The 23,047-nt window shown below is 66.8% G+C and carries 22 protein-coding genes, 1 tRNA gene and 2 pseudogenes; 21 read left to right on the forward strand and 4 right to left on the reverse strand.

Going from position 1 to position 23,047, the window contains the following annotated elements:
- The first annotated feature begins 548 nt into the window (after positions 1-548).
- The 4 genes from LW587_RS00150 to LW587_RS00165 all read left to right on the forward strand — a co-directional run bounded on the left by LW587_RS00150 (position 549) and on the right by LW587_RS00165 (position 3,545).
- A complete protein-coding gene (locus LW587_RS00150) occupies positions 549-1,115 on the forward strand; it encodes a TetR/AcrR family transcriptional regulator (protein WP_232627654.1) in 567 nt (188 codons plus the stop codon).
- Between the two features lie 67 nt (positions 1,116-1,182).
- A complete protein-coding gene (locus tag LW587_RS00155) occupies positions 1,183-1,920 on the forward strand; it encodes an SDR family oxidoreductase (protein WP_232627764.1) in 738 nt (245 codons plus the stop codon).
- Positions 1,921-1,990: 70 nt separating this feature from the next.
- On the forward strand, positions 1,991-3,037 hold the full coding sequence (locus LW587_RS00160; RefSeq protein WP_232627655.1) for an alpha/beta fold hydrolase: 1,047 nt from the start codon (positions 1,991-1,993) through the stop codon (positions 3,035-3,037).
- A complete protein-coding gene (locus tag LW587_RS00165; protein ID WP_232627656.1) occupies positions 3,027-3,545 on the forward strand; it encodes a cytochrome P460 family protein in 519 nt (172 codons plus the stop codon). Before LW587_RS00160 ends, LW587_RS00165 begins: the two co-directional genes overlap by 11 nt.
- Before the next feature lie 431 nt (positions 3,546-3,976).
- Here LW587_RS00165 and LW587_RS00170 read toward each other — a convergent pair whose 3' ends face one another.
- Positions 3,977-4,462 (reverse strand): DUF302 domain-containing protein, encoded by a 486-nt coding sequence (locus LW587_RS00170; RefSeq protein ID WP_232627657.1) that lies wholly within the window; start codon positions 4,460-4,462, stop codon positions 3,977-3,979.
- 41 nt (positions 4,463-4,503) lie between these two features.
- Entirely contained in the window at positions 4,504-5,421 is a 918-nt protein-coding gene (locus tag LW587_RS00175) for an alpha/beta fold hydrolase (RefSeq protein ID WP_232627658.1), read from the reverse strand.
- A 131-nt stretch (positions 5,422-5,552) separates the two neighbouring features.
- On the opposite strand from LW587_RS00175, the gene LW587_RS00180 reads away from it, so the two are divergent.
- From LW587_RS00180 to LW587_RS00190, 3 genes are all read left to right on the forward strand, one after another.
- Positions 5,553-6,506, forward strand: a complete 954-nt coding sequence (locus LW587_RS00180; protein WP_232627659.1) for a GlxA family transcriptional regulator — start codon at positions 5,553-5,555, stop codon at positions 6,504-6,506.
- A 512-nt stretch (positions 6,507-7,018) separates the two neighbouring features.
- Positions 7,019-8,011: an ArdC family protein gene (locus tag LW587_RS00185; RefSeq protein ID WP_232627660.1), complete on the forward strand. Its 993-nt coding sequence runs from the start codon at positions 7,019-7,021 to the stop codon at positions 8,009-8,011.
- Positions 8,008-8,583 (forward strand): hypothetical protein, encoded by a 576-nt coding sequence (locus tag LW587_RS00190; RefSeq protein WP_232627661.1) that lies wholly within the window; start codon positions 8,008-8,010, stop codon positions 8,581-8,583. The genes LW587_RS00185 and LW587_RS00190 overlap by 4 nt, the downstream gene beginning before the upstream one ends.
- Before the next feature lie 432 nt (positions 8,584-9,015).
- Here the strand turns inward: LW587_RS00190 and LW587_RS24185 are convergent, their stop codons facing one another.
- Positions 9,016-9,600, reverse strand: coding sequence for a site-specific integrase (locus tag LW587_RS24185; protein ID WP_442919070.1), 585 nt, complete (start codon positions 9,598-9,600; stop codon positions 9,016-9,018).
- Between the two features lie 250 nt (positions 9,601-9,850).
- Between LW587_RS24185 and istA the strand changes: the two are divergent.
- Positions 9,851-10,963: pseudogene (gene istA, locus LW587_RS00200) on the forward strand (IS21 family transposase); the annotation flags it as partial.
- Between the two features lie 94 nt (positions 10,964-11,057).
- On the opposite strand, the pseudogene LW587_RS00205 reads toward istA, so the two are convergent.
- Positions 11,058-11,450 (reverse strand): annotated as a pseudogene (locus tag LW587_RS00205) (transposase); the annotation flags it as partial.
- Positions 11,451-11,938: 488 nt separating this feature from the next.
- On the opposite strand from LW587_RS00205, the gene LW587_RS00210 reads away from it, so the two are divergent.
- From LW587_RS00210 to nuoE, 13 genes are all read left to right on the forward strand, one after another.
- Positions 11,939-12,988, forward strand: coding sequence for a ketopantoate reductase family protein (locus LW587_RS00210; RefSeq protein ID WP_232627663.1), 1,050 nt, complete (start codon positions 11,939-11,941; stop codon positions 12,986-12,988).
- A gap of 455 nt (positions 12,989-13,443) precedes the next feature.
- Positions 13,444-13,878, forward strand: a complete 435-nt coding sequence (locus LW587_RS00215; protein ID WP_232627664.1) for a thiol-disulfide oxidoreductase DCC family protein — start codon at positions 13,444-13,446, stop codon at positions 13,876-13,878.
- A 445-nt stretch (positions 13,879-14,323) separates the two neighbouring features.
- Entirely contained in the window at positions 14,324-14,602 is a 279-nt protein-coding gene (locus tag LW587_RS00220) for an adenylosuccinate synthase (RefSeq protein ID WP_232627665.1), read from the forward strand.
- 95 nt (positions 14,603-14,697) lie between these two features.
- Positions 14,698-14,940, forward strand: coding sequence for a hypothetical protein (locus tag LW587_RS00225; RefSeq protein WP_232627666.1), 243 nt, complete (start codon positions 14,698-14,700; stop codon positions 14,938-14,940).
- A gap of 121 nt (positions 14,941-15,061) precedes the next feature.
- Positions 15,062-16,087, forward strand: a complete 1,026-nt coding sequence (locus LW587_RS00230) for a patatin-like phospholipase family protein (protein ID WP_232627667.1) — start codon at positions 15,062-15,064, stop codon at positions 16,085-16,087.
- A 255-nt stretch (positions 16,088-16,342) separates the two neighbouring features.
- Complete coding sequence (locus tag LW587_RS00235) at positions 16,343-17,410, forward strand: zinc-dependent alcohol dehydrogenase (protein ID WP_232627668.1); 1,068 nt, start codon at positions 16,343-16,345, stop codon at positions 17,408-17,410.
- 10 nt (positions 17,411-17,420) lie between these two features.
- The gene (locus tag LW587_RS00240; protein ID WP_232627669.1) at positions 17,421-17,906 is read left to right on the forward strand and encodes a hypothetical protein; all 486 of its coding nucleotides are present in this window, start codon (positions 17,421-17,423) and stop codon (positions 17,904-17,906) included.
- A 151-nt stretch (positions 17,907-18,057) separates the two neighbouring features.
- Positions 18,058-18,134 (forward strand) — tRNA-Asp (locus tag LW587_RS00245).
- A gap of 585 nt (positions 18,135-18,719) precedes the next feature.
- Complete coding sequence (locus tag LW587_RS00250; protein WP_232627670.1) at positions 18,720-19,085, forward strand: NADH-quinone oxidoreductase subunit A; 366 nt, start codon at positions 18,720-18,722, stop codon at positions 19,083-19,085.
- A 130-nt stretch (positions 19,086-19,215) separates the two neighbouring features.
- Entirely contained in the window at positions 19,216-19,803 is a 588-nt protein-coding gene (locus LW587_RS00255; RefSeq protein WP_232627671.1) for a NuoB/complex I 20 kDa subunit family protein, read from the forward strand.
- A 10-nt stretch (positions 19,804-19,813) separates the two neighbouring features.
- Positions 19,814-20,476 (forward strand): NADH-quinone oxidoreductase subunit C, encoded by a 663-nt coding sequence (locus LW587_RS00260; protein ID WP_232627672.1) that lies wholly within the window; start codon positions 19,814-19,816, stop codon positions 20,474-20,476.
- Positions 20,477-20,487: 11 nt separating this feature from the next.
- Positions 20,488-21,678, forward strand: a complete 1,191-nt coding sequence (locus tag LW587_RS00265; protein ID WP_232627673.1) for an NADH-quinone oxidoreductase subunit D — start codon at positions 20,488-20,490, stop codon at positions 21,676-21,678.
- Between the two features lie 18 nt (positions 21,679-21,696).
- Positions 21,697-23,046 carry an NADH-quinone oxidoreductase subunit NuoE gene (gene nuoE, locus LW587_RS00270; RefSeq protein ID WP_232627674.1) on the forward strand — a complete coding sequence of 450 codons (1,350 nt, stop codon included), beginning with the start codon at positions 21,697-21,699 and terminating at the stop codon, positions 23,044-23,046.
- Position 23,047: the final 1 nt, after the last annotated feature.

The raw sequence follows: 23,047 nt of genomic DNA on the forward strand, positions 1-23,047 counted from the left end.
CCCCCTGACCTGCCGCCGCCCCGGACCCGTGTTCATCCGGATGGACCTACACATCGCGGCCCCTTGACCGGCCGCGGGGGGAGCACAAAACGCGTTGACCGACGCCCCTTCGTCGCCCCGCCTGACAGTTCGCTGGCCGCCGCTGCGGCTGACAGGGACTCGTTTCCCCCAGACCGGTGGCCCGACCAAACCGGCACCACCCACAACACTGCATCACCGTAAGCTGGCCGGTTCCGGCAGCGCCAAGTGTTTGAAACTTGAGCGGTCGCGTCTTGGCCATCAAACACCTTACCCGCCCGCACGGAGCGTATCAGAGGTGTCCGTGAAACCGGGGGAGGATCAGTGCAGAAAACGACCGCTTTCCGCACACGAGCTAACAGCCGCTCCCGGACCCAACTCGGTCATCTCGTGGCCCAACAGCGTCTCCCCAAAGCGGAAGTTGGTCAGTCCCGTTCTTCGACCGGCAGACGGCCGATGGCTGCAGACTGCTGGAACGCCCCCAAAGAAGCAACTTGACTGATCGTTCCAAAACAGCCTAAACACAGCGAATGGCAAGGCCGAAGGCATTCGATACGGAGATCGCGCTCGATGCGGCGATGGGCGTTTTCCGTGAACACGGATACGAGGGCACCTCGGCCGAGATGTTGCTGGATGCGATGAAGATCGGCCGTCAGAGCCTGTACGATACGTTCGGGGACAAGTGGCGGCTCTATCAGGCCACGCTCCGTCGATACTGCCAGCTCGAAGGCCATGGTCACGTTACTGCACTGCGGGGGCAGGACAGAGCTTTCGACGGAATTCGCGCCATGATCGATCGGGTCGTGGCCGATCCTCGTTCGCCCTGTCTAGGCGTGAGTTCTGCCTGCGAGTTCGGACAGACCAAGCCGGAATTGGACGCCATCAAGGTCGCAGCGGACCATGTGCTGCGAACGGCGATGGTCGCGCGCATACAGGAAGCACAGGCTGACGGAGACGTTTCGCCCGACCTGCAAGCTAACGAGATCGTCGATTTTCTCTACGCCTCTTTCGCAGGCATCCGCATCGCCGCACGAAGCGGCGCAGATCATCCGCGGCTGGAGGCGTTGGGAAGGACTACTCTACGCGCGCTTAGATAGGCCGCCCCTTTTTTTGCCCTATTTTTGACCAATCGTTCCAGAAAGCGATGCCGTTATGACACCTCATGTGACACGTCCTTCGAATTCAAAGCGAACTGCACTCGTTTATGGCGGATCGCGTGGTATCGGCGCCGCCGCTGTTCGGCGATTGGTATCGGACGGCTATGCCGTCGCCTTCACCTACGTCTCGCGAGCCGACAAAGCGTACAAAGTCGTGGAAGAGGTCGCAGCCAAAGGCGGAGAAGCCTTGGCAATACGAGCTGATAGCTCCGATCCGGCAGCAATTTGGTCGGCTGTAGCTCAGGCCATCGAGCGCTTCGGGACGATCGACATTGTCGTCGTGAATGCCGGAATCTTTAAACTCGGAGCGATCGACGCCGTCTCGCTGGATGACCTCGATCAGATGCTCGCGATCAATGTTCGTGGCGTCTTTCTATCAATCCAGGCGGCCGTCCCGTATCTAGCCGAAGGTGGCCGGGTCATCACGATCGGAAGCAATACGGCCGTCAGGACGGGCCATGCTGGGGCCAGCGTCTACCAATTCACGAAAGCTGCCGTCGCCGCGATGGTGAAGGGCATTGCTCTCGATCTCGCGCCCCGGCGGATCACGGTCAACAACATCCAACCTGGTCCGACCGTAACCGACATCACAGCAGACTTGGTGGACACGCTTGCTGAGCGGAGCCCGATGAAGCGGATCGCCGATCCTGCGGAAATCGCCGGGCTCGTCTCATACCTTGCACGCAGCGAGGCTGGCTACATCACCGGCGCGAGCCTCACCATTGATGGCGGCTTCTTACTCTGAACCGTCGCGTCTAATTTAGCCGGTTTTTTAACTAGTCCTCCATGACAACCTAAAATGCGGAGGTACTTGCATGTCTGAATCTACGTTATGGGATCGCCGAACGTTGCTGGCGGGTGCTGCAAGCCTCGCCGGGCCGGGACTGACCCTGCTTTCTAGTGCACGGGCCTTGGCAGAAGGGTCTTCCAGCAAGGCTCAGGATACGTCGACGGGTTCAGGCGGCTCGTTCGGATCTCTAAAGCAAGTTCAAGCGGGAGACCTGAATATTGCTTATGCAGAGGCAGGTCCTGCGGACGGAAAGTCTGTCCTCCTTCTGCACGGCTGGCCCTATGACATCTACAGCTATGTCGATGTCGCTCCCGTTCTGGCGGCGGCGGGATACCGGGTCGTCATCCCGTATCTCCGCGGCTACGGCGCGACGCGATTTCTGTCGGAGTCGACTCCGCGCAACGGCCAGCAAGCCGCTCTGGCGGTTGACGCGAAGAACTTCCTCGATGCGTTGAACATCGAAAAGGCGATTGTCGCCGGCTACGATTGGGGCGCGCGTACGGCTTGCATCCTCGCTGCCCTCTGGCCGGAACGCTGCAAGGGATTGGTCTCGGTCAGTGGCTACCTGATCGGGAGCCAAGCTGCGAACGCGATGCCGTTGCCACCAAAGGCCGAACTGCAATGGTGGTATCAGTATTACTTCGCGACCGAGCGTGGCCGGGAAGGGTATGGTCTCTACACCCGCGACTTCGTCCGGCTGATCTGGCAACTGGCATCCCCGCAATGGCGCTTCGACGACGCGACCTTTGCGCGGTCGGCACCGGCGTTCGAGAACCCCGATCACGTGGCGATCTCGATCCATAACTACCGCTGGCGACTGAAGCTGGCGGAGGGCGAAGCCCGCTACGACGAGATCGAGCGCAAGCTGGCGGCTTTCCCAACCATCTCTAGCCCCACGATCACGATGGAAGGCGACGCCAACGGTGCCCCCCACCCCGAGCCGTCTGCTTACGCCAAGAAATTCTCGGGTCGATATGAGCATCGCCTCGTGAGTGGCGGTATCGGACACAACCTCCCACAAGAGGCACCGGGTGCTTTTGCGCAGGCGGTGATCGACGTCGATGGCTTCTGATCGCCGGGCGGCCTTTGCCATCTCTACCGGAGTGCTCGCGCTGGCTGGCTCGATCATAGCGGCGTCAGGGGTTGCGCAATCTTCAGACAAGCCCGCTTCGCCGATCTACGGGGCGACGATCCCCGACGGCTACCGTGCGTGGCAACTCATTGCGCCAGCGCTGGAAGACGCACCGCTGAACGAGTTGCGCGCCGTTGTCGGGAACGAGGTTGCCGTCAAGGCTTACAGCGCCGGGACGTCGCCATTTCCGGACGGAACCATTCTGGTGAAACTCGCATGGGAACGCGTTCAATCGTCGGATTTCGAGTCTGCGACCATCCCGGGGCGAGCAACAACGGTGCAGGTCATGGTCAAGGACACGAAGCGCTATCCCGATACCGGTGGCTGGGGCTTCGGACGCTTCATTGACGGCAAACCGGTCGATGAGGCCCAACATCAGACCTGCTTCGCTTGCCATGAAGCGCGGGTGAAGGATCGTGACTACGTCTTCACGCGGTATGCTCGCTGACGTGCTTGGTCCAACTCAAAGCTGACGATGGGATCGGCTTCCGATTGGCTGAGCAAGAGGCCGATCCTATCCTCAATAGCTCTCGTCCGCGGGACGAAACCGGGCGGGGCCGCCACGTCTGCTTCTCTATCTTGTCGCCCGAAAGCAGACCAGCGGAAGACCACCCCGAGCAGCCATTCCACCTTTCGCCCCCATGTGCAGAAAACGACCGTTTTCCAGCGACTTAAACGCATGCAGAAACTCTGTGGGGAAATCAAATTCTGGGGCACGCAAACGTTTTGTGGCAGGAGCTGGCTCTCGGCCCATGGGCTCGAACCGCTGCTTACGACCCTACTCGGAGCTTCGGATTGTCTGCTTCTCGGCCGTTTTCGTGGACGCAAGCGCAACAAACACGGTTGTCGGTAAGCAGACCGTCCGCTCCTCGTTTGACCTCAAGCTGCGGCGGCGAGCACGCCCCGGAGCTGATCGTCCAAGTCAGCTGCGACGGCGTCGACCTCCCGATTGCTGAACTGTCCGAAGGTGGTGGCCGGGCGGTCGTACTCGAACGCGACGCCGCCCTCTTCATCCTCGCGCAGGAGCACCCGGATCGGCGCGTAGAGGGCGGCGGAGAGGGCGTGCCGGGTCATCCGCGCGGCCGTCAGCGGATTGCCGATGTCGTACTGGACGGCCTTGCAGCTCAGCCCGGCGGTGAGGAGCAGGCCGCCGTGGTCGCGGGCGCCGAAGATCGAGAGCGGCGCCTGCCGTTCGAGGAGATCGCGCGCCGCCTCCACCTTTCCGTCGCGCAGCAGCCCGGCATAGGCGTGGTCGAGGGGCGGCACCGCCGCCTCCAGGGCGGCGCGCACCGCCTCGAAGGTTTTCTGGGACCGCAGCGTCACGTGCTCGACGGTGATGCGGGTCGAAGTGATCTGTTCAGGCATGGTGTCGATCCTCGCTTCTCAGGGGGATGTAGGGCCGCCCCTCAACTGACGGCCGAGAGCTTCGGCTTCACTGTGCGGGCGAGGATGATGTCGGCCCAGGCCTCCGGACGCTCCAGGGCGCTGAAATGCCCCGTCCGCTCGAGAGTGATGATTTCGGGCGAGGGGAGGGCCGCCGCGACCCCGGCGCGGTCCTGCGGATTCGCCCAATCCTTGTCGCCCCAGACCAGCGTGACCGGCGCGGTGACAGACCGATACCGGGCGCGGGCCGCGACGAAGCTCGGAAGCGCCTTGAGCAGCGTCCGCGCCGCCCTGCTGTAGCCGGCCCGACCACCGACCCGGGCATACTCGTCCAAGAGGTCGGAGGGCAGGCTGCGGGGATCGTGGAAGCCGCCCTTCATGATGCCGCCGGTGATCGACCGGTTCTCCAAAGCCGCGAAGATCGGGCCGAGGAACGGCGCCCGCACGCTCTTGATGATGATTGAGGCGAGCAGGTTCGAGCGCTCCAGCCCCGGCAGATAGTCGTAGGTGTTGAAGGCGAAAACCCGCTCGACCGCGTCGCCGAGTTCCGCGGCCAGCGAGAGCGATAGCGTCGCGCCGATGGACTCGCCCGCGAGGATCGGGCGCTCGATGCCGAGGGTCGCGATGAACTCGCGCAGTGCCACCCGCAGGGTGGGCTCGTCCTTTCGGGCGTCCGGCTTCAGGTCCGACCAGCCGAAGCCCGGCAGATCGAGGGCGTAGACCGTAAAGTGGGGCGCGAGCAGCGGGATCACACGCTGGAACAGGTCGAGCTGCGTCCGCACGGTGTGGGTCAGGACGAGGTTCGGCCCGCTTCCGGCCCGGACGTAGCGGATGCGGGTCCCGTCCCGCAGCGTCGCGACGGCGATCTCGCCAGAGGCGAGCCAGCGGCGTGTGTAGTCCTCGGCGTCCCGGCCAAGGGTGGCAATGCTTTGCGTGGTCATGGGACAAACTCCTGCGCGACGGGGCCGGCGCGGTGTGTCGCCCACGCCTGTGCCATCGAACCTAGACGCGCCCCGTCATATCCCATATGTCGAACACCCCACCTTTTCGGACATTCGAAGCGAGTTTCGCCATGCCGTCCATTGGTGTCGTCCTCTTCCCCGGGTTCCAGGTGATGAACCTCGCGCCCCTGACAGCCTTTGAGTTGGCCAACCTGGAGCTCGGCCAGGACTTCTACGACGTGACCTTCCTGTCAGAAGGGGGCGGGCCGATCCGGACCTCCATCGGAATGGTCATAGAGACGGAGCCGTTCTCCGGCCGTCGCTTCGACACGGTCGTCGTGGTGGGCTCGGTCAGGGTCGATGCCTCGTCGCCGGGCCTCGTCGAACGGCTGCGCGAGACGGCGGCCAAGGCGCGCCGCGTCGCCGCCACCTGCACGGGGGCGTTCCTCCTGGCCGAGGCGGGCCTGCTCGACGGAAGAAAGGCGGCGACCCATTGGGCCCATGCCCGCGACCTCCAACGGCGCCATCCCTCAATCAAGGTCGATGACGACCGCATCTTCGTCTCGGACGGCAACGTCTGGACCTCGGCCGGCATGACGGCCGGGATCGACCTGACGCTGGCCCTGGTCGAGGACGATCTGGGGCCCGAGATGTCGAAGGGCATCGCAAGGATGCTCGTCGTCTACCATCGCAGGACAGGCGGCCAGTCGCAGTTCTCCGCGCTCTTAGAGCTGCAACCGCGCTCCGACCGGGTCCAAAAGGTCTTGGCCCATGCGAGGGCCAACCTGAGAAACGAACTTTCGGTGGAGGAACTGGCAGAGGCCGCCCATCTGAGCCCGCGCCAGTTCAGCCGCATCTTCCGGGAGGAGACCGGCCAGTCACCGGCGAAGGCGGTTGAGAACCTCCGCCTGGAGGCCGCCCGGACGATGCTGGAGGACGGCCGGCATTCGCTCGACACGGTGGCGCAGGAGACGGGTTTCGCCGAACGGGAACGGATGCGGCGGGCCTTCCTGCGGGCGTTCGGTCAGCCACCCCAGGTCATCCGACGCAACGTCCGTCATCACGAGCCCGGCCCGACTGCTTGAGCCGTCGATGGGATAGAGTGCGCTGGAGGTGCGGGCCTCTCACTCCAGCGGCTTGCGAGCCGGTGTCGCTAGCCGCCTCGCGCCTTTCTGCCTGAGTTTGCGCCGACTGCTACTCCTCGGACAACCCACCGTTCTTGCAGGCAAACGTCCGCTCACGGGCTCGGCGGCAAAGCCCGCTTTCCACCCTAAGCGGTCCCTCAGCAGTTGTGACTGAGAAACGCGTAACCCGGTCGTACGCCTCTCCCGCCTGCGCCTTCCACGCACCGGCCCAGGACCACCCACGACGCCCCTTCCGCATCTGCCTCCTGCTTCGGACCACGCTAAGTGCCTGAAACTTGAGCGGTTGCGTTGCCCAAATGCTGGCCGGATGGCAGCTATCCACGCCGCCGCGAGCTGTCGCTCAGCCCAACGCACACTGCCGCCCCTTTGCTGTGCGGTTCACCACACCCATCCGGGAAACCCGTTCACGAGGCCGCCCCCTTCGTCGCGGCCGCAACGGAGCCCACTCGGCCATGCCCGCCGACCTGCACGCGCGCGTCACCGCCACCATCCTGCAGCAACTCGACACCGCGGACCCCAACGCCTGGACCCCACCCTGGCATGGCGCCGACCCGCTGCCTCGCAATGCGCTCACGGGCAAACGTTATCGCGGCCTCAACATCCTGGCGCCGTGGTGCGCGGCGCAAGGACACGGCTACGCTGACGCCCGCTGGGCGACCTACCGCCAGTGGGCGGCACTCGGCGCGCAGGTTCGTCGTGGCGAGCGCGGTACCCTAATCCTGTTCTACAAGGACCTGCCAACCACCAACCGAGCCGACACAACGCACGAAACCGGCGCCGACAACGACGCGACCACAGCCCGCTTCGTCGCCCGTGCCTCGACCGTGTTCAACATCGCCCAGGTCGACGCCGCGCCCCAGGCGAGCGCGCCGACGGGACCACCGCCCGCCCCGCAACCCACCTTCGTCACGGTCACGGGCTCCACCATCAACAACGGCGGCACCCGCACCTGCTACATCCCGACCACCGACACGATCCGGATGCCGCCGCGCAGCGCCTTCCGCTCGGCCGAGGGCTACGCCGGCACGTTGGCGCACGAACTCGTACACTGGACGGGCGCCCCCCCCCACCGCCTCGCCCGTGACCTGACCGGCCGCTTTGGACGCCGTGCTTACGCCGCCGAGGAACTGATCGCCGAACTCGGCGCCGCGTTCGTGCTGGCCGACCTCGGGCTCGCACGCACCTCACACCCGGACCACGCCGCCTACCTTGCGTCCTGGCTGCCACGGCTAACGACCGACCCGCGGGCACTGGCGACAGCCGCCGCGGCCGGCTCACGGGCCGCCGACTACCTTGCCGCCCTGCAGCCGCCGGACAACGCGACCCGCGCCGCAAGGCAACACAACGGACAACACAACCCCGCCACCCCGAACTTCATCGCTGACCAACAACCCACAACCGCGACGCCGATCGCTGTACAATCCACCGCCGCGAGTGTGGCATGACCGCGGTGCCGCCCCTCTCCCGCCGCGTGCTCACCGCCCTGCACCCGACCGCGTCGACGACAGGACCGGACAGCGCGGAGCCAACACCGGTCGCCCGCGCCTTCGTGCGCATGGAGGCTGCCCTGGAGGCGCACTTTACCGCCTGGGCCGCCCTCGACCGGATCGAGGCGGCGGTGGTGACCGCCCACGGCTATCCGCGTGTCCCCCTGCCGAACCGGAGCGGGATGCCGGATCACGCTGCCGACGCAGGCGCGATCATGCGACGCCTCGGTCCCGGTCCGGCCGCGCGCCGCCTCACCGCGGAGCTGCGCCGTCGGCAGGCCACCTTCGTGCAGGCCGCGGCAGCGGCCGGCATGGGCATGGCCCGGGCGCAGGAGGCGCGGACCGCGCGGGAACTCAGCGACGCGGCCAGCCACCTTCTGTTGGCACCGACGGAGGCCCACGCCGACCTTGCGCTGAAGCTCACCGTGCTGATCGCGGCCGGCGAGGCGACGGCGGACGACGCGCTGACCTTCCCCTGGCGCCACCTGCGCGCCCTGCATGCCGACCTTGTTGGCGCACCGATATTATGAGTGTTGGGTCGTGCGGTTCGGGGGGGGGCGCCCAGGGGGCAGGCGGTCTCTCAAAACAGGACAACGAGGCCATTCAGCTCATCTTGCGCTGCGTCATCCGGTGTGCATTCAGCGGCCTCCGACGGGAATCGGGTTCATGAGGCAGCGCTACCACACCCATGGGTCCTGTTCTCGCTTTCCGGGCTTCGAGCGACTCAGCTGGACGCCGAACACTTTCTCGACTTCCATCAGGTGCTCGCACTCCAAGCAGAAGAGCGCGAAATCCTCACGATCACCCGGACTCTCGTTAATGGAAGCATCGTGGTCCGTCTTGCATCTGCTGCAGGTGTAATCTGCCATTGAGGGTCACCTGTCTGACACCCCGACCATCACGGTTGTTCAAAGGTTCGGCAAGACCACCCTTGAGCCGCCGACATACAGGCCGAGCCCTGATCAGTCCCCGCTTCGAGGAGCAAGGAAAGCTGAGACGAGATCCGAGACATGGTCGGCGGCGGCCCGCGCCGGATCACGTGCGATGTGGGCGTATCGCTGCGTCGTGTTCGGATCCCTGTGTCCGAGGATCGCGCCGAGCAGGGGCAGACTGCTTCCGGAGGAAGCTCCGACGCTGGCAAAGGAGTGACGGAGATCGTGAAGTCTCACATCCGGGAGGCCGGCGCGCGTTCGTATGCGCTCCCAGACCTTCGACAACTCGACGAAGTGATAGCCTGCGACACCACCAACGAAAACGTGCGGATTTTGATCAAGTCGCGGCTGTGCATCGATCAGGGCCAGTGCCGCCGCTCCGACGGGTATCGCCTTCGCACCCGTCTTGCTCGCCGGAAGGCGAAGGTACCCGTGCTCCCGATCAACATGGGTCCACTTGAGCTGGAGCAGCTCGGACTTCCTGGCCCCGTGAGGAGCAGCCGGCGGATGGTGCCCGTGGCGTACGGGTTCTCCGCATGAGATGAGGCCACAGGTGGTCTCCCATGCCTGCCCCCGGCTTCCCATGCTGCCAGCGCAGATGCGTGCTGGCGCCATGCCTCGTCCGATGCGGCGAGGACCAGCCCGAGTGCCTGCAGTTCCCCTCCCGAGAGGAAACGCTCGTTGCGCCCGTCCTTGAAGCGCTGCACCCCCCGGACCGGATTGTCGGCGCGCATCCGTTTCCGGACGGCGTATGCGAATGTGTAGGGCGGTGACAAAACCATCCACTGGAGCGTCAGCGCAGAGCTGATGCGGGCGGTATAAAAGCCGGCCAATGGAGAGGCTTCTCTTTCGAGAGGGGCCGAGGATGTTCGTCGTGGAAGTCTACGCGGCCGTTCGGCAGTTCGTGTTCATTGGGGGCAACTCTCGGCGTGAAGCGGCTCGGGTGTTCGGGTTGAGCCGAGAGACGATCGCCAAGATGTGCCGGTTCTCGCTACCGCCGGGCTACACACGCTCGAAGCCGGTCGAGAAGCCGAAGCTCGGGCCGCTGCTGTCGGTGATCGGGGGGATCCTGGAGGCGGACCGGTCTGCCCCTGTCAAGCAGCGGCATACGGCCAAGCGGATCTTCGAGCGCCTGCGCGACGAGCACGGCTATGCTGGCGGCTACACGGTGGTGAAGGACCACGTGCGGATCTGCCGGGCGCAGGGGCAGGAGACCTTCGTGCCGCTGGCCCACCCGCCGGGTCACGCCCAGGTCGACTTCGGCGAGGCGGTGGCGACGATCGGCGGCGTGCGCCGGAAGATCCACTTCTTCTGCATGGCCCTGCCGCACTCCGACGCCTGCTTCGTGACGGCGTATCCACGGGAGACCACCGAGGCCTTCCTCGACGGGCACGTCGCCGCCTTCGCCTTCTTCGCGGGCGTGCCGCTGTCGATCCTGTACGACAACACCAAGATCGCGGTCGCCAAGATCTGCGGCGACGGGCAACGCCAGCGCACGCGTGCCTTCACCGAACTGGTGAGCCATTACCTGTTCCGGGATCGGTTCGGGCGTCCGGGCAGGGGCAACGACAAGGGCAAGGTCGAGGGGCTGGTCAAATACGCCCGGTCCAACTTCATGACCCCGGCCCCGGAGGCGGCCTCGTTCGAGGCGCTGAACGCCGATCTGGAGCGACGCTGCCGAGCGCAGCAAGAAGACCGCGCCGGACGGCATGCCGAGACCATCGGGACGCGGCTGCTCGCCGATCGCGCCGTCCTGCGTACCCTGCTGGCCGTGTCGCTGGAGCCGTGCGAGAAGCGGGCCGGACGCGTCTCCTCGACCGCGCTGGTGCGCTACCACGGCAACGACGACTCGGTGCCGACCGCCTACGGCTTCCGGGACGGGCTGGTGAAGGGCTTCGTCGAGGCGGTCGTGATCCTGTGCGGCGGGGTCGAGATCGCCCGGCATGAGCGCAGCTACGGCACCAGCGTATTCGTGTCCTCGTTCAGCCTGCCCGCCGCCCGTGGCCTGGTTTTACTCCGCCACAGCGGCCTGGAATTCAGGGCAATCGGGTGAGTTTGCGCGTGACATCGGGCTGATGTGCTGACTCGGTCGTGCCACCCATCGCCTGAACGAGATCATCCACGGACCGGGTCGAGATGCCCTGGATGTCGGCCTCCTGGATCACGGCCGTGAGCGCCTTCTCGGCCATCCGGCGCGGCTCCAGGAAGCCAGGGAAGTACGAGCCCTTCCTCAGCTTCGAGATGCGCAACTCGGCCGTGCCGGCCCGCGTCTGCCAGTCCCGGTCGCGGGAGCCATTGCGCTGGACCAGCCGCTCGGAGCTCTTCTGGCCGTGGGCCGCCCCGGTCAGGCCGCCCACCTCCCGTTCCATCAAGCGTTCGGCCGCAAAGCCGATCATCTCACGCAGCAAATCCGCGTCGGCGCTCTTCTCCATCAGCCCATGTAGGGTCATCATCTCGTCGGTCATCGGGGGTCTCTCGGGTTCGGGGTTGGCTGTCGCAACCCGACCCTACCCGGCAATCGCCGATGACCACCCCGCAGCTACACCACCGACTGGGACACGACCGCAGCAGGCCACATGTCCCGCCTCCACGATCCGTGGCAAACACGCTAAACTCCCACCGCCCCAGTAGGAATCCCAGCCGAGTCAATCACCCGGAAACGGTATCAGCTACACCACCGCATGGGACACGACCCTCATTCTGAACGCGGACCCCCACGCGGGGCCGATCAGACCCCAGGTCGCCAGAGCCGAACGGCCTAGCCTTTGGGAGACCCGGAACGGTTCCGGTGGGCCGGGCGCTCAAGGCATGCGATACACGCTTCCGGTCGTGGAATTTCGAATTCAAAATAAGGGCCTCTCACAAGGCGCCCCCGATGCCGTCGCGGCCGGAGGGCGAACTCTCGGGAATCGGGAGCTTTGTGAGGCGCTCGACGACGACAGGGAGGGAACGAATGCCTCGCAACATCCTGATTCTGGGAGCCTCCTACGGCTCATTGCTTGCCACCAAGCTGCTGATGGCGGGTCACAACGCGACACTCGTCTGCCGCCGCAAAACGGCGGACCTGATCAACCGAGAAGGCACGGAAGTTCGCATCAAGTTGCGGGATGAGCCCGATCACCGGGCCATCCACTCGCGCGATCTGCCCGGAACCGTCGATGCGAAGGCGCCCGAGAATGTCGATGTGTCCCGATACGACTTGGTCGTCCTGGCCATGCAGGAGCCCCAATATACCAACCATACGATCCGCGTGCTGATGATCAAGATCGCGGCGGCAAAGCTGCCGTGCCTGTCGCTCATGAACATGCCGCCCCTGCCGTATCTCAAGCGCATCCCGGCTTTGGCGGAAATGGATTTGGAAGCGGCCTACACCAATGCGAGCGTTTGGGATCGATTCGAGCCGGGACTGGTGTCGCTCTGCTCGCCGGATCCGCAGGCCTTTCGCCCGCCGGATGAGGGCGCGAACGTGCTCCATGTCGGGCTGCCGACGAATTTCAAAGCGGCGCCGTTCGCCGACGAGGCCCACAATCGCCTTCTTCGCGAGCTCGAGGCCGACATCGACGCGGTGCGCCTCGATGATCAGGATGTCCCGGTCAAGCTGAAAGTGTTCGACTCGCTGTTCGTGCCGCTGGCGAAATGGTCGATGCTGCTGACGGGGAATTATCGCTGCATCACGCCGGACGAGATGCGATCGATTCGTGACGCCGTGCATGGCGATCTGGCGCAGTCACGCGTCATCTACGATCATGTCGATGCCATTGCCCGGCGCCTGGGGGCCGATCCGAAAGATCAGGTGCCGTTCGAGAAATATGCCAAAGCCGCCGAGAGCCTCCTGAAGCCCTCATCGGCCGCCCGGGCTGTCGCGAACGGTGCCCCCTTCATCGAGCGGGTCGACTTGCTGGTCAAACTGATCGCCCACCAGCTCGGAATGCCGAACGCGGAAATCGACGAGACGGTCGAGATCGTGGATCGCAAGCTCGACGAGCGGATCGTCGTGAGCTGACGGACGACGATCGGACGGTTCCGTTCCGGTCTTGCCTTCGACGGGTCGATCGAACGTCGATCGATCCGGTCGGGTGACGTCTCTCACCGTCAAGGGGGGGCGGCGCCCGAGGGCTGCCTGGGAGGAACGGAGCGGGACTGCCCGGCGTGACGCGTGAGAGCAGGGGCGTCTTGATTGGGCCCCTGCTGTTTGTCGGCGCGTTCGAGTGAACGCACCTCGCTGCCGCTGCGAGCGGCTGACCTGGCGCGGCCCCTCGCGGCCTCCATCAGCCAGGGTTTGTCAGCCGCGTGGCGAGCGCATGCCGATGACGGTCGTGAGGCGAGCGCCGAGCGGCCGGACCAGCCAAGACGCGCAGACCCCGGCCGGCCGATGATCCGCGTTTCGGCCCCGCCGAGTGTCTGGATCGCACCGGCGGCGACTGGTCAGGGTTCGGCCCGCAGCCTATGCCTTCGTCCATGACCGCACCGGGCCCCATCGTGGTCTTCGACACCGACTGCCTGCTGTGCAGTGGCATGGTCGCCTTCGTCCTTGCCCATGAGCGCGCGCCCGTCCTGCGCTTCGCGGGGGCCTGGTCGGCGGAGGGGCTCGCGCTTGCGGCCCGCCACGGCTTTTCCCGCGAGGATCTCGACGCGACCTTCCTCGTGGTGGAGGGCGCGACGGTGCTCACGCGCTCGCAGGGCGCGCTGGCGATCGCGCGGCACCTGCATGCGCCCTGGAACTGGCTCGGGCGCCTGCTCGTCCTCGTGCCCCGACCCTTGCGCGACGCCGCCTACGATGCCGTCGCCCGGCGACGCATCCGCTGGTTCGGCCGGCGCGAAGACTGCACCCTCGCCCCATCGGGAGAACGCCACCGCTTCATCGGCGTGCGTTCGCGCCCGGCCGACCCGTGACATCCCTGGGGTCGCGCAGCCCGCGCGGGGCATGAGCGAAGCGGGCGACCGGGGCGCGACCGGCCGGGGGCCGCACAGCGCCGAGGAGGCGCTGCACTCCCTCGGCCAGCTCTCGCCGCGAGCATCGGCTCGAGAGGGGAAACCGGGCCATCGGGAAAAGCCGATGAGGCGCACGCTTTCGGAGGATCGGTCTGGGTTTGATGTCCGAGACGATGGGTCAGGGGGCAAAGCGCCGAGGCATCGGCGAGCGGGTCCGCCGCCGCGGGTCGGATCAGGGTTTCCGGAGGGTTCTCATGGGGTCCCCTCGAGCCGGGTTCCATGCTAGAACAGACGATGAACATGGGGGCTGGTTCGCGGACCGCCGGAGCGGGACGCGGTCGCGACGGGGCCTGTGGCCTCGACGCCGGGGTGCCGCCCTGTGACAGGATCGAAGAAGGGAGCCGAGATGGCCTACAAGCCGAAATCCGCCGCCGAGACGAAGGCGCGCGATCTGGGGCTCGCCCTGGCGCGGCTCGCGGAGAGCGCCGGCACGCCCGCCAGCGTCGGCGTGGACAGCCTGCGTCAGGCGAGCCCGCGGCTGACGCCCCTCGCGATCGGACAGATGGTGCGCAAGCACCGCGATCTCATCGAGGAGACCTTGTCCGAGCGCGGATTGACCCTCGTCGATTACGCCGACGAGGGGCCGGGCTGCGGCATGGCCTTCACGGTCGAGACCGCTCAGTGAGGGAGGGACGGCGCGTGCGGCGCTCCGAGGACGGCCTTCGGATCGTCCAGGCCTGCCCTGGCGCCTGAATCCGCGCCGGCACGGAGACGGCATCCATGGACACGGTCCGGCGGGTCGGCGCCGACCTTCAGGTCCGGGACGGCGACGGATGCCGGCATCTGCTGCGCGTCTCCCGTGTCCAGGCCGTCAGCGACACCGACCTGATGCGCAACGAGACCTTCATCACGGCGGCAGACCGTACGATCCGCGTGCCGCAGCCCCTCGACGAGATCCTGCCGCTGATCGCGCCGGGCGAGCGGCTTCCCGTCGAAGACGAGGCGGAGCCCTGGCCGTTCTGAGCGCCGGACCCGTTCGCCGCTGAACCGATCGCCGCCTCGTGGGATGCCGAGAGGGCCGGGCCGCGATGCCCGGGACCGATCGCAGACGGCCGCATAGGGCCGACACAAGGTGAGCTTTCGAATGCAAGGACCCTCGCGAGACCGCGACGTCGCCCTCGTCCTGAGCGGCGGCAACGCCCTCGGCGCCTATCATGCCGGCGTCGTCGACATGCTGCAGGCCCGGGCGATCCGGCCGAATTGGGTGGTCGGCGCCTCGATGGGAGCGATCACGGGCGCCCTCATCGTCGGCAACCCGCCCGAGGAGCGGATCACCCGGCTCCGACAGTTCTGGGATGCGGCGACCCAGCAGACCGGTCTGGGCGGACCCGCGGGGCTGAAGCCGCGCCAGTATGCCAATGCGCTGCACGCGCTCCTGGCCTTGGCCTGGGGACGGCCCGGGCTGTTCCGGCACCGGTTGCCCGGCCTGTGGTCGGCCCTGCCGTGGATCCCGAACGACATCGCCCTGTTCGATCACGCGCCGCTGCGGAACACGCTGAACCGGCTGGTCGATTTCGAGCGGCTGAATGCCGGCGACATCCGCTTCACCGTCGCCACCGTCGATGTGGCGACGGGCGAGGAGGTCTATTTCGACACCCGCCGCGACACGATCCGGCCCGAGCACCTGCTGGCAAGCGCCGCCATCCTTCCGGCCTTCCCGCCGGTCGAGGTGGACGGCCAGCTCCTGTGCGACAGCGGCTACACCAACAATCTGCCGCTCGATCCGCTCTTCGCGCCGGCGCCGGAGCGCGACCTCCTCTGCATCGCCTCGGACCTGTTCGGTCTGGAGGCGCCGCGCCCGGCCTCGCTCGATGCGGTGCTGGAACGGGCTAACGACCTCATCTTCGCCAGTGCCGGCCGCCGCGCGATCGCCGGCCTGTCCCGCGAATACGCCCTGCGCGAGCAACTCGACCCGCAGGGGCCGACGGTGACGCTGCTTCACCTCGCCCACAAGGCCGGCGCCGACCAATTGGCGGCCAAGAGCGTCGACTTCTCGCCCTCCTCGATCCGGGACCGGTGGGAGGCGGGCGTCCGCGACATGACCCTCGGTGCCGACTGGCTGACGGCGGGACCGGAGGGTTCGGGCCGCTTCCTCTATCGCAGGATCTGACGCCGATCGCCCGCGACGAGGTCCCGGCCGCGGGCCGAGACGGGGCGCCGAGCGGTGTTGGGTCTCGGCGCGGCGTCTGGATCGCGCCCTCGGCGAAATGCCGAAGAGACCGGGAACTTGGGCTGGCACCTGCGGTTCCCGAAGTGCTCAGGTCGAGGGAGCCGTTCAATGTTGGCGATGAACTATCGCGGACCTTATCGAGTCAGGCTCGACCGCAAGCCAATACCTGTCTGTGAGCATGTCGAGGACGCCATCGTGCGCGTCACGCGCACCTGTATTTGCGGGTCGGACCTGCATCTCTACCACGGCATGGTTCCGGACACGCGCGTCGGCTCGACCTTCGGCCACGAGTTCATCGGCGTGGTCGAAGAGATCGGTCCCAGCGTGAAACACCTCGCGGTCGGCGACCACGTGCTCGTGCCGTTCAACATTGCCTGCGGTCGATGCCCTTTCTGCCGGCAGGGCCTGTTCGGAAACTGCCACGAAGCAAACCCCCTGGCGACGGCGGTGGGCGGCATCTACGGCTATTCCCACACGGCGGGCGGCTACGACGGGGGCCAAGCCGAGTATGTCCGCGTGCCCTATGCGGATGTCGGCCCCTGCAAGATCCCCGACACCATGGATCCCGACGATGCGGTCCTGCTGACTGACGTGGTGCCCACCGGCTACCAGGCGGCGGAGATGGCGGGCATCCGGTCCGGCGACACCGTCGTGGTGTTCGGAGCCGGGCCGGTCGGCATCATGGCCGCGCGCTGCGCGTGGCTGTTCGGCGCCGGACGGGTGATCGTCATCGACCATGTCGAGTACCGGCTCGACTTCGCCCGGCGCTACTGCCCCGCCGAGGTCTACGATTTCCGCTCCCTGGGTGATCCGGTGGTGTTCCTGAAGAAGATCACCGATTCCCTCGGTCCCGACGTGTGCATCGACGCGGTTGGCGGCGACGCGGCTGGCAACGCGCTGCACACGCTGTTCGGGACCAAGATGAAGCTCGAAGGCGGCTCCGCCATCGCCCTGCATTGGGCCATCAACGCCGTGAAGAAGGGCGGCATCGTCTCGATCGTCGGGGTCTACGGACCCACCGGCAACCTCATCCCGATCGGCAACGTGCTGAACAAGGGCATCACGATCCGGGCGAACCAGGCGTCGGTGAAGCGCCTCCTCCCGAAGCTGATCGAGCATGTGGAGGCCGGCCGCATCACGCCCCGGGACCTCATCACCCACAAGGTTCCGCTCGAGGAGATTTCGGATGCCTACCACCTCTTCTCGGCAAAGCTCGACGGCTGCATCAAGCCGGTCCTCGTTCCCCCCACGGCGCGCGGTTGAGGAGAGGCAGATGACACACCGGCCCGTCGATCCGTCCACGATTCCCGGCTGGGGCATCGATGCCGATCCCCGCAACGATCCGACCTACCCGATGCGCGATGTCTCCAAGGAGACAGGCGATCCCGGCCGGCCGATGCGCCTGCCCCGGCAGGAGCCCCGGGTCGAGCTGCTCGTTTCGATCGAGCGGACCGACCTGCCGGCGGTGTTCGGCACAACCGTGCCGCCGAGCGGTCTCAGCGGGACGATCCGGCGGTCCGCTTTCCGCTACAGCGAATCGCACTGGGCCCATTGGCTGATGCTGATGGCCGCCGACCGGGTGAACGTCGTTGAGGGCGTGGTGCAGGATCTCGGCCGCGGCCGCATCCCGAACGTTCCGGCCGAGATGGGTGTTCGGGCCGAATGGGCGCACAATCGGACCGGCCTTGTCCAGAAGGTTGCGATCGTCGGCGCCCTCATGGGCCTGGGGTGGCTCCTCCTCCGCCGTCGCGCCCGCTGAACCGGCACAGAGAGGGCCAAATCGGCGGCCGGATCGGGGCCCGGAAGCCGACTTTCGAATGTCGGCGGGTTCGGCTTGACAGGTCCCGGCGCCCCCCCTAAACCCCGCCTCAACGCCGGCCGCGAGGCCAATCCGCCCGGCGATACGCCACGCGGGCGTAGCTCAGTTGGTTAGAGTGCCGGCCTGTCACGCCGGAGGTCGCGGGTTCGAGCCCCGTCGCCCGCGCCACGTTTTCCCAGAACCATGCATGCCCTTCCGCCCATCGGACAATGATGTCCCTCGGCAGGATTCGATGCTGTCTGGACGCTGACCCTCAGTGTTTCGCGCGCACTTCACCGACATTCGTCGTGGCCCTGCCCATATGGGCCTGTGCACCCCGGGCCGCATGGCCAGCGGCAACAGGCATGCAGTGTGAGCGCGGGTGGCGCTCTTGGAATGCATGAATACCCGGACGCTTGCCTGGGCGGCACGCGTCTCCGGTTCCAGGCGCCGGATCGCATGGCCGCATTTTGTCTACAAAATACCACGGGATCGACGGGTGAGGGGCGTGTGAGGGAGCGCCGCTGTCCAAAAACGACCCTGTCCGCGCGGGCCCACCCGGCTCCCGAGGCGTAAGGATCATCGCCGCTGTCAGCGCATCGGCCGTTTGTGCGACGCGCAATACCCTTGTCTCCATCCGGGGTGTCGTCTAAGCCACGCCCGGCGCCAGTCTGGCATTGGAGGAATTCCACCCGGAAGATCCTCCCCCGCCGATCGGGGCGCCCGAGAGGGCCGTTTCATGATCCTCGCGCGCAACGAAACGGGGGGTGCGGCATGACCGGCCTGCTGGCGGATTACCTGCCGCTGATCGTCTTCCTCGGCGTGTCGCTGTTCATCGCGGTGGCGCTGCTGATCGCTCCGTTCGTGGTGGCCTATTCGAACCCCGATCCGGAGAAGCTCTCGGCCTACGAGTGTGGCTTCAACGCCTTCGACGACGCGCGCATGAAATTCGACGTGCGCTTCTATCTCGTCGCGATCCTGTTCATCATCTTCGACCTCGAGGTGGCCTTCCTGTTCCCCTGGGCGATCACGTTCGGGGAGCTCGGCTGGTTCGGGTTCTGGTCGATGATGGTGTTTCTCGGCGTCCTCACCGTCGGCTTCGTCTACGAGTGGCGCAAGGGCGCCCTCGAATGGGACTAAGAGTGCCTCTGGAAGCCTCCGGTCGCCGACCGCGTCCAGCCCGGACGCGGACGGGCTCCAGGGGTTTCGCTCGAGTCACGAGGCGCGGGCCGATCCGCGCTGCCTTCCGTTTCCTCGCTCAGAGGCAGAGATGGCCCTGACCCCGACCTTGTCCCGCGCTCCTGAGATCGCGCCCCAGCCGAAAGGGATCATCGATCCCGCGACGGGTCGCCCGATCGGTGCCAACGACCCGACCTTCCTGTCGATCAACAACGAGCTCGCCGACCGCGGCTTCCTCGTCACCTCCGCCGACGAACTCATCACCTGGGCCCGCACCGGCTCGCTGATGTGGATGACCTTCGGGCTCGCCTGCTGCGCCGTCGAGATGATGCAGATGTCGATGCCGCGCTACGACTGCGAGCGCTTCGGCTTCGCGCCCCGCGGGAGCCCGCGCCAGTCCGACGTGATGATCGTCGCGGGCACGCTCACCAACAAGATGGCTCCGGCGCTGCGCAAGGTCTACGACCAGATGCCGGAGCCGCGCTACGTCATCTCGATGGGCTCCTGCGCCAACGGCGGCGGCTACTACCACTATTCCTACTCGGTGGTGCGCGGCTGCGACCGCGTGGTTCCGGTCGACATCTACGTACCGGGCTGCCCGCCCTCCGCCGAGGCGTTGCTCTACGGCGTCCTGCTGCTGCAGCGGAAGATCCGCCGCATCGGCACGATCGAGCGGTGAGGGGAGCGCGATGAGCGAGGCCATCACCACCAACGGGATCGTCCTGCGGTCCAACGTCGAGGCGGCGCAGGGCGAGGCGAGCCTGCACGCCATGGGCGAGCGCATCGCCGGCGCGCTCGGACCGGCCGTCACCGACTGGACGGTCGCCTTCGGCGAGCTGACGCTGACGGTCCAGGGCAGCGACATCGTCTACGCGCTGACCTACCTGCGCGACGAGCCGGCCTGCGCCTTCCGCTGCTTCATCGACATCTGCGGCGCCGATTATCCGCAGCGCGCACGCCGCTTCGACGTCGTCTATCACCTGCTCAGCCTGCGCCATAACACGCGCATCCGTGTGAAGGTGCAGACCGATGCCGCGACCCCGGTCCCCTCGGCGATCCCCGTCTTCCCGGCGGCGAACTGGTTCGAGCGCGAGACCTACGATCTCTACGGCATCCTGTTCTCGGGCCATCCCGACCTGCGCCGCCTGCTGACCGATTACGGCTTCGAGGGGCACCCGCTGCGCAAGGACTTCCCGCTGACCGGCTTCGTCGAGGTCCGCTACGACCAGGACGAGGCGCGCGTCGTCTACGAGCCGGTGAAGCTGACGCAAGAGTTCCGGAACTTTGATTTCCTCTCGCCCTGGGAAGGCACGGATTACGTGCTGCCCGGTGACGAGAAGAAGTCGAGCTGAAGGAAGCGGGCATGTCCGAACACAACATCCGCAACTTCTCGATCAATTTCGGGCCGCAGCACCCGGCGGCGCACGGCGTGCTGCGCCTCGTGCTCGAACTCGACGGCGAGGTCGTCGAGCGGGTCGATCCGCATATCGGCCTGCTCCATCGCGGCACCGAGAAGCTGATCGAGCACAAGACCTACCTCCAGGCGACGCCCTATTTCGACCGGCTCGACTACGTCTCGCCGATGAACCAGGAGCACGCCTTCTGCCTCGCCATCGAGCGGCTCGCGGGGATCGAAGTGCCGCGCCGGGCGCAACTCATCCGCACCCTGTTCTGCGAGATCGGGCGACTGCTCTCCCACCTCCTCAACGTGACGACCCAGGCGATGGATGTCGGCGCGCTGACGCCCCCGCTCTGGGGCTTCGAGGAGCGCGAGAAGCTCATGATTTTTTATGAGCGCGCGAGCGGTGCGCGGCTTCACGCCAACTACTTCCGCCCCGGCGGCGTCCACCAGGACCTGCCGCCCGCGCTCATCGACGACATCGACGCGTTCTGCGATCCGTTCCTGCAGGTGGTGCAGGACCTCGACGACCTCGTCATGGCCAACCGCATCTTCAAGCAGCGCAACGTCGACATCGGCATCGTCAGCCAGGACGAGGCGATGGCCTGGGGGTTCTCGGGCGTGATGGTGCGCGGCTCCGGCATCCCGTGGGACCTGCGCAAGTCGCAGCCCTACGAAGCCTACGAGGAGATGGAGTTCGACATCCCCATCGGAAAGAACGGCGACACCTACGATCGCCAGGTCATCCGTATGGAAGAGATGCGGGAATCGGTGAAGATCATGCGGCAGTGCTGCGCCAAGCTGCGCGAGCCTGCAGGAGGGGGGCCGATCGCCTCCATCGACGGCAAGTTCGCCCCGCCGCCGCGCCGGGAGATGAAGCGCTCGATGGAGGCGCTCATCCACCACTTCAAGCTCTACACCGAAGGTTTTCACGTCCCCGAGGGCGAGGTCTACGCCGCCGTCGAGGCGCCCAAGGGCGAGTTCGGCGTCTATCTGGTCTCGGACGGCACCAACAAGCCCTATCGCTGCAAGATCCGCGCGCCGGGCTTCGCCCATCTTCAGGCGATGGATTGGATGTGCCGCGGCCACCTCCTGGCCGACGTGTCCTGCGTGCTCGGCACGCTGGACATCGTGTTCGGTGAAGTGGATCGCTGAGGGAACGCGTCGGACGTCATGGCCAACCGCAGACTCGCCCCCGCCGCCGAGCAGCCCCAGAGCTTCGCATTCTCCCCCGAGAACGCCGAGTGGGCCCGCGGCCAGATCGAAAAATACCCGGAGGGGCGTCAGGCCTCCGCCGTGATCCCGCTGCTGTGGAAGGCGCAGGAGCAGAACGGTGGCTGGCTGCCGCAAAAGGCGATCGAGGCGGTCGCCGACCAGCTCGGCATGCCGCATATCCGCGTACTGGAGGTCGCGACCTTCTACACGATGTTCGCCCTGGAGCCGGTCGGGCGATTCTGGATTCAGCTCTGCGGCACCGTGCCGTGCGATTGCTGCGGAGCCAAGGAACTGAAGGCCGCGCTCCAGGCGCGCCTCGGGGCTCCCGGCCATGTCTCGGCGGACGGCAACTTCTCCTGGCTCGAGGTCGAGTGCCTGGGCGCCTGCTGCAACGCGCCGATGGTGCAGATCAATCAGGATTATTACGAGGATCTGACGCCCGAGAGCCTCAACAGGCTCCTGGACGACCTCGCCGCCGGACGCCCGGTCAAGGTCGGCTCGCAGGTCGGCCGGGTCTCGTCCGAACCGAAAGATGCGGTCAACACGCTGACCGACCCGACCCTGTTCGACGGCTCCCGCGTCGGCGCGTGGCGCAAGCGCTTCGAGGCGACGAAGGCCGACGAAGCGATCAAGCAGGACGAAGCGAAGTCCTCCGAGGCGCGGGCCGCCACGGAAGCGAAGCCCGCCCGTCCGCAGGCTGGCCGCCCGGTCGAGCAGGGCACCGCCGACGGCCCGGCCCAGCGCGTCGCCGCGGGTGAGACGCCGCTTCGCGAGTCCGACCGGGCGGACGCCTCGGAGCGGGGTACCTCGCAGGCCAAGACCGCCGCGGCCCGCCCCGGCGACAGCCCGGCGCTCGATTCGCCGGCCGAGCGCGCCGCCGCGGGCGAGCCGCCGGCCAAGACCGGGACGCCCGACGCCAAAACCGGGACGCCCGACGCCGAGACCCGCGCCCTTGCCGAGGACGCCGCGCTCCGCACCGAGCCGCCGCAGCACCCGGCGGCGGCCGGCGACGACGATGCCGTGCCCGAGGCGGAGAACCCGGAAGCGCGGGCCGACGCGGCCGGCGAGCGCCCTCAGGGACTGACGGCCGCCCGCGACGACCGGCCGGACGATCTCACCAAGATCCGCGGCATCGGCCCGGTCAACCAGACCCGGCTGAACGACCTCGGCATCTGGCATTACGACCAGATCGCCGCGTGGTCTCCGCGGGAGGTCGCCTGGGTCGGCGCGTATCTCGCGTTCCCCGGTCGCATCGACCGCGAGCGCTGGGTGAGCCAGGCGGCCGACCTCGCCGGAACGAAGGGCTGAG

The organism is Methylobacterium sp. Leaf118 (genome assembly GCF_920984675.1).
GTDB lineage: Bacteria > Pseudomonadota > Alphaproteobacteria > Rhizobiales > Beijerinckiaceae > Methylobacterium.